The 12308-nt window shown below is 57.7% G+C and carries 11 protein-coding genes, 1 tRNA gene and 1 pseudogene; 4 read left to right on the plus strand and 9 right to left on the minus strand.

Annotated features, from left to right (window positions below; translation table 11 throughout):
- Nucleotides 1-11 precede the first annotated feature (11 nt).
- Nucleotides 12-812 carry a hypothetical protein gene (locus ABD903_RS07285; RefSeq protein WP_345222679.1) on the minus strand — a complete coding sequence of 267 codons (801 nt, stop codon included), beginning with the start codon at nucleotides 810-812 and terminating at the stop codon, nucleotides 12-14.
- Nucleotides 813-854: 42 nt separating this feature from the next.
- A complete protein-coding gene (locus ABD903_RS07290; protein ID WP_345222681.1) occupies nucleotides 855-1316 on the minus strand; it encodes a hypothetical protein in 462 nt (153 codons plus the stop codon).
- A 157-nt stretch (nucleotides 1317-1473) separates the two neighbouring features.
- Here ABD903_RS07290 and ABD903_RS07295 point away from each other — a divergent pair.
- Nucleotides 1474-1546: transfer RNA gene (locus ABD903_RS07295), tRNA-Thr, on the plus strand.
- Nucleotides 1547-1615: 69 nt separating this feature from the next.
- Here ABD903_RS07295 and ABD903_RS07300 read toward each other — a convergent pair.
- Nucleotides 1616-1882, minus strand: a complete 267-nt coding sequence (locus ABD903_RS07300) for a hypothetical protein (protein ID WP_345222682.1) — start codon at nucleotides 1880-1882, stop codon at nucleotides 1616-1618.
- Between the two features lie 284 nt (nucleotides 1883-2166).
- Between ABD903_RS07300 and ABD903_RS07305 the strand changes: the two genes are divergently transcribed.
- Nucleotides 2167-2901 carry an SDR family NAD(P)-dependent oxidoreductase gene (locus ABD903_RS07305; protein WP_345222684.1) on the plus strand — a complete coding sequence of 245 codons (735 nt, stop codon included), beginning with the start codon at nucleotides 2167-2169 and terminating at the stop codon, nucleotides 2899-2901.
- Nucleotides 2902-2918: 17 nt separating this feature from the next.
- Here the strand turns inward: ABD903_RS07305 and ABD903_RS07310 are convergent, their stop codons facing one another.
- The gene (locus ABD903_RS07310) at nucleotides 2919-3314 is read right to left on the minus strand and encodes a hypothetical protein (RefSeq protein ID WP_345222686.1); all 396 of its coding nucleotides are present in this window, start codon (nucleotides 3312-3314) and stop codon (nucleotides 2919-2921) included.
- A 304-nt stretch (nucleotides 3315-3618) separates the two neighbouring features.
- Between ABD903_RS07310 and ABD903_RS07315 the strand changes: the two genes are divergently transcribed.
- Nucleotides 3619-4224, plus strand: coding sequence for a C40 family peptidase (locus ABD903_RS07315; RefSeq protein ID WP_345222687.1), 606 nt, complete (start codon nucleotides 3619-3621; stop codon nucleotides 4222-4224).
- Between the two features lie 386 nt (nucleotides 4225-4610).
- Nucleotides 4611-4781: pseudogene (locus ABD903_RS23260) on the plus strand (YkvA family protein); the annotation flags it as partial.
- 480 nt (nucleotides 4782-5261) lie between these two features.
- On the opposite strand, the gene ABD903_RS07325 reads toward ABD903_RS23260, so the two are convergent.
- From ABD903_RS07325 to ABD903_RS07345, 5 genes are all read right to left on the minus strand, one after another.
- Nucleotides 5262-5531 carry an acyl carrier protein gene (locus tag ABD903_RS07325; protein ID WP_345222691.1) on the minus strand — a complete coding sequence of 90 codons (270 nt, stop codon included), beginning with the start codon at nucleotides 5529-5531 and terminating at the stop codon, nucleotides 5262-5264.
- 52 nt (nucleotides 5532-5583) lie between these two features.
- Complete coding sequence (locus ABD903_RS07330; protein ID WP_345222693.1) at nucleotides 5584-9033, minus strand: efflux RND transporter permease subunit; 3450 nt, start codon at nucleotides 9031-9033, stop codon at nucleotides 5584-5586.
- Between the two features lie 49 nt (nucleotides 9034-9082).
- Nucleotides 9083-9460: a four helix bundle protein gene (locus ABD903_RS07335; protein ID WP_345222695.1), complete on the minus strand. Its 378-nt coding sequence runs from the start codon at nucleotides 9458-9460 to the stop codon at nucleotides 9083-9085.
- Nucleotides 9461-9526: 66 nt separating this feature from the next.
- Complete coding sequence (locus ABD903_RS07340) at nucleotides 9527-10699, minus strand: efflux RND transporter periplasmic adaptor subunit (protein ID WP_345222697.1); 1173 nt, start codon at nucleotides 10697-10699, stop codon at nucleotides 9527-9529.
- A gap of 48 nt (nucleotides 10700-10747) precedes the next feature.
- Nucleotides 10748-12298 carry a TolC family protein gene (locus ABD903_RS07345; protein ID WP_345222699.1) on the minus strand — a complete coding sequence of 517 codons (1551 nt, stop codon included), beginning with the start codon at nucleotides 12296-12298 and terminating at the stop codon, nucleotides 10748-10750.
- Nucleotides 12299-12308: the final 10 nt, after the last annotated feature.

Below are 12308 nucleotides of genomic sequence, written 5' to 3' on the forward strand. Positions count from 1 at the left end.
GCACCGCGGCGTTACTGCACAGGGGATACCCCCATACGCATGCGTTGTTCCAGCCAAATACTGAAGGCTCCTAAGCCCCAAGCCATAACAGCTTGCCCAGCTAGGCTTGCCAATACGCTGCTCCACATGTACTCAACACCGTCTTGTGCGCTCATAGACAACCACATGGATAGTATTTGAAGTAGAACAGCTACGCCAGCGTATACTCCCGCCGCTGAAGATGTCTGCGGCCAATCAGTCCATTCCAGCGGCTGGTATTTCTGTACTTGCTTCAGGACCAACCACCAAGCACCAATAGTATATGCTACGCCCATTACCCACCCTAGCATAGCATATAGTTGATAGCTATTTGCTGCCACATACAGCAGCAACCAGCTCAAGACTTGACTTAGCAAAACCGACAGTCCTACCACACCCACCGCTATGCTAATGGCACGCCTCCTCCAGTTTGCAGCACGACGCGCGTATCTAATTCCGTTTAGCCAAAGCGCTACCGGAAGGCATAAACCCAGAAAAGGATTTATTACTAGAAAAGATAAGGTGCCCGAACGTCCACCAAATACCTGATTCCAGGCTAGGCCAATTAACAGACTTACACCAATTAAAGCCCATTGTACCCATCTAAGGGAGGCAAAACGCTCCAGACGATACGCCAGCACTGTTGCCAATATCACCAAGCCAGCAAAGGCATACAAACCACCTATTAAGCTAAACATATACATCGCCCCATCGAGCGCATCGGCCCGAACACCCAATGGCAGCAAAAGCGTCGGCAGCAGGCTTAGTGTGCGGAGGATAATACGAGTGCTCATGATGCTCAGCAATATAGAAGCACCAATGTCTGTAGTTTTCTCCTAACGCCACCCCGCTGCGCTCCACCACCGCGACACCCCCGCCGCTACCAAGCCGCCCAGCGTGTACCATGCTACCGTCATGAGCTGGGTTTGCGGGGTGCGGTTACTGGGCCCGTCGCCCAGGCCCAGCGGACCGGGCAGCACCACGCCCCCTACCCCGGCGGCAATGCCCAATGCTGCACCGCGTACCCAAGCATCTTCACCTGAACCCACCAAACTGTAATACAGACCGTTGCTGAATAAGTCACCGGCCATGGTGGCGTTGTACAGGGTCTGTCGGTCAGGCTGTGGAGCGTCGGCGGCGTCCAGAATCTTGCGCAGGCCGCGCATACCGAGGATATCCATGCGCGGCGCGTTGGGTGTGAGCTTGCGGGCCGCTTGGTGTACCAGCGTGAGGGCAATGGCGCCGGCAAAGCCACTTACCAGGGCTTGGATAACGTTAGCGGAATGGTTGGCTTTCATGGCAGTGACAGAAGGTTCTGTTATATCCAAACGAACCCGCATCGGCGGGGTTAAGGGCTTTCGAGGGAAAAATTTCTCCGGAACCTTTGTTCCGCGTTTCCCGCGCCTGTTATATTTGCACTCCCGTTGCGGCGCGTGCGCCCGTCGGGAGCAAAAAGCCTGCTTAGCTCAGTTGGTAGAGCAGCTCATTCGTAATGAGCAGGTCGTTGGTTCGAGTCCAATAGCAGGCTCACGAAGCAAAGCGGCCCGTTTCCTTTTCAGGAAACGGGCCGCTTTCGTTTTTCAGACCAAGCGCGGGCTTAGCCGTTGCGCTTGTTCATTTTCGAGAGGTAGCTGATGCCGAAAGCCAAAGCCAAGCCGCCCACTACCTTTTGGGTGGTGCTCAGCTTGCCCAACTGCCCCGAGGCAGCGTTGCCAAACTTGGTCAGCTGATCGTTGATGCCGCCCATCACGCCACCTTGGGTGTTAGCGGTTTTGCCGGCCAGGGTTTGGTTTACGCCCGAAGGCTGGTTGGCGCTGGAGTTGCCAAAGAAATCGGTGTTGCCGGAAGTGTTGTTGGTTGCCATGATGTAGAAACAGGTTATCGTGGAAAATCAGGGAAGGCCGCAGTTGCAGCGGCTGTTATCTATTCGTAAAGCCGGTCTCCAGGGTTACGGCAAATTCGCCTGTCGTCCATTCAGTACTCCATTATAAGCAGTCCATACGCCGGTCGTTTCACAGGCAGTAACAGCCGCAGCCGAAACAAACAACCGCCTGAAAGGGTCTTCAGAACTGTCGCCATCGGCTGCCTGATGCGTAACCGCGGCGGCACCCGGTCTTGCATTTCCCCGTTACATACCTTTTCGCGTTTATGGCCGAGCGTTTTCAAGACAAAGTGTGCGTAATAACCGGTGCTACCTCCGGCATCGGGCGGGCCGCTGCCGAGCAAATGGGCCGCGAGGGCGGCAAAGTAGCCGTACTCGGCCGCGACGCCAAGGCCGGTCGGGAGGTGGTTAGCGTTATTCGGGCAGCCGGCGGCGAAGCCCGCTTCGTTAGCTGCGACGTAGGCCGCGATGCGCACCTGCGCCGCGCGGTAGAACGGGTGCTGGGTTACTGGGGCCGGGTAGATGTGCTCGTGAACGACGCCGCCACCATGACTTTCGAGCCCATTCTGAAGCTCGACCCAGCCGAGTGGGATCAACTCATGAACGTAAACTTACGGGCCTTGTTTCGGCTGTGCCAGCTGTGTCTGCCCCACATGAAGAACGGCAGTATTGTGGCCATCAGCTCGGTGCATGCTCACCAAACCACGCCCAACGTAGTTCCCTACGCCGCCAGTAAAGGCGCTATGGAAGCCTTTGTGCGGGGCTTAAGCCAGGAAATTCCGCACACTCATGCTCGCATTAACGCCGTAGCCCCGGGAGCCGTTGATACGCCCATGCTCTGGGAAAACCCCAATGTAAAAAGCGGAAAAGAGGAGGTTACCGGCCAAATAGGCACGCCGGCTGAGTTGGCCGAGGCCATCTGCTTTTTGGCCTCTTCCGATGCAAACTTCATCAACGGCACGTCTTTGGTTGTGGACGGTGGGCGACTAGCCACATTATAAATAAGGCCCGCGCCCTTTTATACCACCACATCGGGCTGAATGCCGCCGGGGCCATCGGGGTCGGTGCCGCGGCCGGGCGTGGCGGGCGCCGGTACGCCCAGCACCTGCGCATAGTAGGCCGCGTCTCGCTGAGCATCTTGTCGGGCTTCCACCTCAAAGCGGTTGGCGTAGTAGCCCACTCGCACCGATTCCAGCAGGTATTGCCACAGAAAATTCACCAGTCCGTACTGCCGCACCTGCCGAATGTGGCACATCTCGTGCGCCACCCAGGAAGGGTCGCGTAAAAACTCGCCGCGCGTTACGCCGCTGAGGTGAATAGACTTGCCCAATACCATGGCCACGTTGGGCTGGCCCAGCTTCCAGCGGGCTATACGGGCCAGGGGCGAATGCTCAACAATTCGGGGCAATTCCATAACAAGATTAAAGCAAGAAACGCCTACGCGTTGGTTAAGGCATCAGTTGCTAAGTACAGCAATACTTTTCAGGAACTGAATTGCATTCGCCAAGGAATTTACCCCTGTTTAGTGCCCTAAATTTGGACCCTTAGGCTGTCTGGTCTAGCTTTACCCTATAAGGCCGGATAGAATCTTTCCGTTTTGGCCTGAACAAACAGATTTTTTACCTTCTCCAACGACCTGAACTAGAGAAGAAAAGTACGCCACATGACCCCCTTGGGTCGCCGCCTGGGGGCGGAGTTTCATACCCACACGACGGACAATGAAGAATACCTTTTTGTGTTGCCTCGCCGCTGTTTCACTGGCCCTTTCCTTTTTCTTTGACTACGCACCTGAGTCGCAGGTTGCATCAGCAGCTGGCAGCCCGGCACTGGCCGAAGCCTCCCTGCTGGACCTAACCAGCGGCGACGAAGGCGACCGGCCCACCTTTCGGGATTCGCTGGCAGTTGGCTACTACGCCCAAACCCTCGGCATTAAGGCCGATTACGACGAAGACGCCTCCCTGCTCCGCACCGTGAGCGAATGGATGGGCACCCCCTACCGCTTCGGCAGCAACACCAAGAAAGGCACCGACTGCTCCGGCTTCGTGACCCGCGTGTTTAAGGAAGCATACGGTATTAATCTGGTGCATAGCTCCCGTTCCATGTTCAACAACGTGAAGCGCGTGGCCAAGGACGAAATGCAAACCGGCGACCTTGTGTTTTTCCGCCGCGGCCCCGGCCAGCCCATCTACCACGTGGGTATCTACCTGAAAGACGGCAAGTTTGCCCACGCTGCCACCAACGGCGGCGTTATGGTCAGCTCGCTTTCCCAGGCTTACTACCAGCGCAACTTTTACGCCGCCGGCCGCGTGCCGAACGCCGAGTAATACCCTCATTCGCCCGAAGCTTTCGAAGCCCTTGCTCCACCGCAAGGGCTTTTTTATTTGCTTTGCGGCCTGAAACATGCGCCAATAACTATTTTGGCGCGAAACAGTATAGAACCGCAGTTGCCCGGTTTCCCGCGCCCGCTGATTTTTGGCGGGTTAGCGCCCGGCACCTTCCACTCGTTTCTCCCAACAGCCCTACCAATATGGCTTCCCAACAACCCAACGGCGAGCGAATAGCCTCGTCGCCGATTTTTAAAACGTTCCTCGGTAAAGCCGAAGGCTACCTCAAACAGCCACTGCGCATTAAGCAACTCGTGAACGATGCCTACCAGAAGGCAAGCGAGAAAAACGACCTCGGCACCATTGCCAACGAAGCTTGGCAGAGCATGCAAACGCTGTTTCGTTTGGTAAAAGCAGCGGCTTCGGGCGAATACACTGGCATTCCTACCCCCACCATTTTGGGGGCCATTGCCGTGCTCATTTACTTCCTGAGCCCCATCGACTTAGTGCCCGACTTCATTCCTGTAGTGGGCCTCCTTGACGATGTGGCGCTGATGGCGTGGTTTATGAGCACGCTGAAAACGGAGCTCGACCACTTCCACGAGTGGGAAAGCACCCGGCCCAGCGTAGTGGCCGTATCTGGCAATGCCGGTAACGAACAAGGCGCTAACGCTTCGCGCGGCAGCCACTCCCCTTCGCGTGAACTGGAAAAGGCCGAGCACAGCGTGAGCAGCGGCTCGTTCACCGAAAGCAACGAATCGGCTAAGCGGGCTGGCAAGGCCGACCTACCCGGCGGCTCCAGCCCCGACCCGGCCAACTCAGCCGCTCCTACCGAGCCTCACCACCCCACCATCGACATAACCCCTAACCCGAACGTGGAGGGCGCCAGCACCGCCGGCAGCCGCGACCCAAAGGACACCGGCACCCGCGGTGGCGATACGGGCGGCAACGTGCGCTAGTGTACCCGCCTATCATGAAGCACGAAAGGCCCGCAACCAGTGGTTGCGGGCCTTTTGGCGTTTTTCAGACCCTTGGGCTTAGCGTGCCCGCCGCCCCCCGAGGTGGGAAGCCACGTAGCGAACAAAGTCGCGTACCGTGTTCAACGGCACTTCGTCGGGAATGGTGATGTGGAAGCGGCGTTCCACCTCAAGGATGATATCGACGACGTCTACCGTGTCGAAGCCCAGCTCGCGGCTCAGGTTGCTGGATACACGCAGGCGCTGGGGCTTAATGGCCTTGCGCTTGCTGATGATACGCAACACCTGTTGTTCGATGTTGGCGGGTGCGGAAGTCGTTTGGGGTAGCATGGCTGAAACGACGGATCAGGTAAAAAAGAGGGAAAACGGAAAAAAGCGCTGGTTAGTACTCGGCCAGCACCGGAGGGCGGGCGGCTTCTTTTTCCTCCGCGTCGATGGCGGCGGCCTGGGAAGCTTGCGAATCGGGGTCTTTGCCGGTAATCCAGCCGCGCAGCTGCTCGTTGAGCAGATACATAACCGGGACTACCACAAGGGTGATAATGGTTGCAAAGGACAACCCAAAAATTATCGTCCAGGCGAGCGGACCCCAGAACACCACCGATTCGCCACCGATGAAGAAGTGCGGATTGCCACTGGCAAACAGCTCGTAGAAGTCAATGTTCAGGCCGATGGCCAACGGAATCAGGCCCAGAATGGCGGCCGTAGCCGTCAGAATTACCGGGTTCAGGCGCGTTTTGCCAGCCAGGATGATGGCTTCGCGCAGCGGCATGCCCTGCGACCGTAGCATATCGGTGAATTCGACCAGCAGAATGCCGTTTTTCACCACAATACCGGCCAGGGCAATGATGCCCACACCCGTCATTACGATGCTGATGTTCATGCCCGTAATGGCCAGGCCCAGCAGTACGCCGATAACGGAGAAGATTACCTCGGTGAGAATGATGATGGGCTTGCTGAACGAGTTGAACTGCGTTACCAGAATCAGGAAGATGAGGCCAATGGCGCCCAGACCGGCCAGCGGCAGGAAGTCACTGGTTTCTTTCTGGTCTTCCTCGGCACCGCCCATTTTAATGGTGTAACCGGGCGGCGTGGGGAAAGCCTGCAGTGCCTGCTTGATGTTGGCCACTACATCGGGACCGGTGTAGCCGTTCAGCACGTTCGACGAGATAGTAATTACCCGCTTCACGTCTTTGCGCTTGATGCCGCCGTAGGTGGTTCCGTAAGAAACCTCGGCCACCGAACTGATGGGCACCTGACGAACCTGGCCGGTGGCGTCGCGGAAGGTCAGCGGGGCGTTAACCAGGGCGTCCACGTCGTCGCGGTAGGGCTTGGCATAGCGCACCTGAATCGGGTACTCGTCGTCGGCGGTCTTGAATTTGCTGGCTTCCGAGCCGTAGATGGAGGTACGTACTTCCATGCCAATCTGAGCCGTGCTGATGCCTTCGCGGTTGGCGCGGGTGCGGTCGATGCTGATGGCAATTTCCGGGTTGCGGTCTTCCAGGTTGGAGCGCAGCTGCTCCACGCCGCCAATCTTCAGTGAGTCGATGTAGCGCGTGACCTGCTTGGAGAGGGCCGCCAGCTTCACGTAGTCGTCGCCGGCTACTTCAATGGCAATTTCCTTACCTACGGGCGGTCCGCTGGCTTCCTGATCTACCGATACCTCGGCGCCCGGAATGCCTTTCACCACCTCACGGATTTTGTCCATGTAAATGCTGGTAGCTGGCCCAGTCCGCTCGCTGAGCTCCTTGAACGCCACACCTACTTTGCCTAGGTGCGACTGCGACACCCCTTGAGCCGAAGCTTCGCCAGGGTCGCCGGCACCAATGGCCACGTTGGTAATTACCGATTCTACGTCGGGGTTATTGCGGCCGATGACACCGTAGATGCGGTTCTCCAGCACTTTCGTAACGGAGTCCGTTACGTCTACGCGAGTACCCACGGGCATCTTCAGGTAGGTGTACACAAATTTCGGGTCACCCTTCGGGAAGAAGGCCACCTTGGGCTTGCGGATTCCTACCGCCACGATGGACAGGATGAACAGAACGACCATGCCGACCATGATGCCAACTTGGCGCCAGATGGAACCGCCGGTTACCACTCGAACCAGACTGCCGTAGCCGTTCTGGAAGCGTGGCAAGGCCTTGGTCTGGAACCAAGCAATCATCTTCACAAAGACGAACTTGTCCAGGAAGCAGAACAGGATGACGGTCAGCATCAGGTTGCCCAGGAACGACGAGCCGGCGATGTAACCGATAACAGCAACGACGGCTAGCGCGCCCATGGCGAGCAGGAAGGTACGCGTCAGCTTGGGCTTGTTATCTTCGGCGTGGTGGTCTTCGCGCTCCATGAAGCTCACGGCAAACACCGGATTCATGATGAAGGCAACCACCAGCGACGACATCAGCGTGAGAATGAGCGTAACGGGCAGGTAGTACATGAACGAGCCCACAATGCCGGGCCAGAACAGCAGCGGCACAAAGGGTGCTACCGTGGTAAGGGTACCCGCCAATACCGGCACGAATACCTCACCGGCCGCAAACTTGGCGGCGCGGGGCGTGTCCAGGTTGGGGTGCTCGTGCAGCAGGCGGTGGGTGTTTTCGATAACCACAATAGCGTCATCGACCACGATACCCAGGGCCAGCAGGAAGGCAAACAGCACAATCATGTTCAGCGAGAAGCCGAAGATGGGAATGAGCAGGAACGCCAGGAACATCGAAATTGGCACCGAAAGGCCCACGAACAAGGCGTTGGTGGTGCCCATGAAGAACATCAGGATCAGCGTTACCAACAGGAAGCCGATGATGATGGTGTTGATCAGGTCGTGGAGGGTAACGCGGGTGTCGTTCGAGGTGTCGCCGGTTACAGTAATGGTCAGCTCCTTGGGCAGGCTGCTCTTCGAATCTGCAATGATCTGTTTGATCTTGTCGGAGGCGTCGATGAGGTTTTCGCCCTGGCGCTTTACCACGTTCAGGCTGATGCTGGGCTTGCCGTCGAGGCGGGCGTACGACTCCCGGTCTTTAAAGCCGTCTTCCACGGTGGCAATGTCGCCGAGGCGCACGGCCGCACCGTTCAGGTTCTTGATCTGAATATCGGCAATGTCGGCGGCGCGCACGTACTGGCCGGCCACGCGCACGGCACGTTTCTGGCTGCCCACGTCAATGGTACCGCCCGAAATGGTAATGTTTTCGGAGCCAATGGCGCGCTGAATATCCGAGAAGCTCAGGCGCGAAGCCCGCAGCTTGTTCAGGTCCACGTCCACGTTTACTTGCTGCTCCAGAGCACCTACAATGTCAACCCGGGTAATTTCGGGCAGCGCCTCAATTTTGTCCTGGAAGTCGTCGGCGTACTTCTTCAACTGGCTGACGGTTAGGTTACCGGCCAGGTTGATGTTCATAATGGGCAGCTCGGAGAGGTTCACTTCCTGCACCGTAGGAGGTGTGGGCAGGTCGTTCGGCAGGTCGCTGGAAGCTTTGTCCACGGCGTCCTTAATGAGCTGCTTGGCGTACTGCACGTCCACGCCCGAGTCGAACTCCACGTCTACGATACAGTAATCCTGGTTCGAGGTAGAGCTGATCTTCTTCACCCCGTTCACGCTCTTGATTTCCTTCTCGAGCTGGCGCGTCACCAGGTTCTCGATATCGGCCGGCGAGGTGCCCGGGTATACCGTGGCCACGATGATGCGCGGAATCACGATATCGGGGAATTTCTCCTTGCCCAGCTTGATGTAGGCGAAGATACCCGCGATACAGAGTATCACCGTGATGATGTAAATACTCGTCTTATTGTTAATGGACCAACTGGTGGGTCCAAATTCTTTTTCCACGTCCTGCATGGCTTTTTTAAGCTATTGGCTATTAGCGGTCGGCTATTAGCGTGGTGGATTATTGTTTTTCGGCTGGTAGCGGGTTCTGACGAAGCCGTCTGATGAAAGCGTGGAGCATCATGATTTCTTCCTGGAGCAAAGCCAAAACCAGGTCGGTGGCCGTGGAAGCAAGCAGGGTGGTCTGTTTGGCTATGAGCAGTTGGGTTTCGACTTCGAAGCAGGAACCCAGCGCCATTTCCAAAAACCGCGAGTAGTCCTTCTCACTGCCGCGGCTGCTTCCTTCGGCAATGTTTGAAGGAATAGAAACAGCCGCTCGGGTTAGTTGGCTTCGCAACCCGAACATTTCTTCCTTCGGTAGCACTCGGGCCAGTTCATACACCCCAGCCACGATGTCCATACCGAACTGCCACACCTTTAACTCTTTGTAATTTTTCATGAGGGCAACTGTGGTGCCAGGCGAGAACAACAGCTAACAGCCAAAAGCCATCAGCTAACAGCAGCCTTACAGGCTAACAACCTGTCCTTCGTTCAGATTCTGATACCCAGCCGAAATAACCTGGTCGGCGGGCTTGAGGCCGCTGGTTACTTCTACTTTACCGTTGTAGGTGTTGCCGGTCTGGATAACGCGCTTAGCGGCCACTTTTTTGCCGTCTTTCTGCTCCACCACATACACGTAGCTGTTCTGCTCGTCTTTCTGCACGAGGTCAACGGGCAGCACGGTGGCGTTGGGGCGGTCGTAGTTCTGGATGCGCACCGTGGCCACCATGTTGGGGCGTAGCTGCGCGGCATTCTGGCCGCTGGGCCGCAGCTCTACCAAAAAGGTGCGGCTGGTGGGGTTAATGGTGCGGCTCACGGTGCGTACCGTAGAGGTCATTTCGGCACCGCCGAGGTCGGGAATGGTTACAAGGGCTTTGTCGCCGGCCTTGATGTTGTTGGCATACGCCTCCGATACATCGGCCACGATTTTGCCACCGGCACCGCTCACCAAACGCACTACCGGTACGCCGGGCGCACCGTTTTCACCCACTTTGGCCGGCACATCGTCAACGGTGCCGCTGAACGGCGCCACTACGTTGTACTGGGCGCGCTGGCGCTGCTGGGTAGCCAGGCTGCGCTGCAAGGCCTCATAGTTGTTCTTGGCTTGCAGGTACTGAATTTCGGTTCCGATCTGCTGTTTCCAGAGGCGGTCCTGCTTTTCGTACACGGTGCGGGCCAGCTCCAGGCGGGTGCGCAGCTCGGCAATGCCCGACTCGAGCACCGAGGCGTCCTGCGTGGCCAGTACCTGGCCTTTGCTCACCCGGTCGCCGCGCCGCACGCGGATATCGGTAATTACACCGGGCATGCGGGGCGACACCACGGCGTTTTCGTCGAAGTCCACGCGGCCCTGCACCTCCAGGTAGCTCTTAAAGCTTTCGGGCTTCACGTTGATAACCGATACCGGCGTGGCCATTACCGGGCCGCCCACAGGCTTACCGGTTTTGGCTTCCAGTTGGGCAATCTTGGCCTGGTTGGCAGCTTGTTCCTTTTTTAGCTGGGCCAGTTCGGCAGCGGGGTCTTTTTCGCCGCCGCAAGCGGCCAGCATGGCCAGCGCCAACAGGGCCGCTGAGGTGGTGTATTTCATGGTGCGGAAGCGTTTCAGAGGAGTTTGCGCGGTAGCGGCGGCGGAACGGTTCATGAGAAGCGAAGAAGAAGTCATCTGCTGAGGGGTCGTTCGGGCGTTACCTTATTTCTTGCCTTGGTAAAGGGTACCGGCGGCTTTGCCGTAATCCACTTTCGACACCAGCGCGTCGTACAGCGCCGAGTAGTAGTTGGTCTGGGCTTGGCGCAGGTCGGTTTCGGCCGTAATAACTTCCAGGTTCGAGCCTACGCCCTCCTGAAACTTGATTTTGGCCACGCGGGCCACGTCGGTGGCCAGGTCGAGGTTGGCTTTCTGATTGCCCAGTACGTTTAGCGTGTTCTGCAGCGAAGTCTGGGTTTGCACGCGCTGCAAATCAATGCTCTGCTGCAGCGTGGTGAAGCCTTTGTTTACCTGATCCAAGGCCAGTTTACCCTGCTCGATGGAGTACTTCTTGCGGAAGCCGTCGAACACCGGAATATTGAGCTGCAGGCCCACGCTACCGAAACCAAACCAGTTCTGGTTCACGAAGCCCTGCTCGTTACGCGAGCTGGCACCGCGGAATTCCATCAGGCCGCCAAAGCGGGGGTCGGAACCGTTAAAGCCGTAGTTGGCAATTAGGTTCAGGGTGGGCAGGTAACCCGAGCGGCGGTTGCGCACGTCGAGCACGGCCAAGTCGCGCTGGGTTTCCAGCACCGAGTACTCGATGCGGCTACTGTAGTTAAACCCTTCGCTCAGGCCAATGAGGCTGCCGCGTTCGGCTTCAATCACGGCGGCATCGAGGCGGTCGGTCAACTCCACGGGCTGGCGCTGGTCGAGGCCCATCTGGAACTTCAGCAGGGCCACGCTCAGCTCAATGAGGCGCTGGGCGTTTTGCTGCTCGATTTTCAGGTTGTTTACCTGCACCTGCAACCGGTCTACGTCGAGCTTCTCCACGAAGCCTTCCTTGTAGGTCTGCTGCGTCTGGTATAACAAGGTATCGAGGCGCTGCACGTTGCGAGCCAGCAGGGCCAGCCGCTCGCGGGCTACCAGGCTGCTGTAGTAGGCTTTCGACACCTGCTCCACCACGTCGATTTCGGTTTGCTGCGTCTGCTTTACCGACAGCTGCTCGTACACCTTGGCCGCTTTCAGGCCTAGCAGGTAAGAACCGTTAAACAGCATTTGGGAAGCCGAAACGGCCGTGTTACCGGCGTAGCGCAAACCAAAAGCCAACGGCTGCGGCCCCGTAGACGGAATGGGCGTGGTGGTGTAAGTAGGCGCCAGCGTTACATTCTGGCCGTTGTTCAGGGCCTGCAATTGGGCGGGCGTGAGCGTGAACGGGTCGAGCGTTTGCACGGAACCGCCCCCGAAGCGCGAGAAGTCCACCAGTGACTTTTGCAGCTTAAAGTTGTCGGTGAGGTTCGCCCCCACGTTCACCTGCGGCAGGCCGGCCGAGCGAATCTCGCCCACGCGGGCTACGGCAATCTGCTCGTTAATACGCGCCGACTGCACCGTCGACTTGTTTTTCAGGGCGTAATCAATGGCCTGTTGCAGGCTTAGCTGCAAGGGCGTGTTGGTGGCTACCGGCTGGCCCGTGGAGGGCGTTTGTGCCAGCAATTGGTGCAGCCCCAGGAAGCCCAAGGCAGCTAGCAGCAGCAGTAGGCGGAACGCTTGTTTCATAAAGCGGAAG

The sequence above is a fragment of the Hymenobacter koreensis genome (assembly GCF_039541855.1).
GTDB lineage: Bacteria > Bacteroidota > Bacteroidia > Cytophagales > Hymenobacteraceae > Solirubrum > Solirubrum koreensis.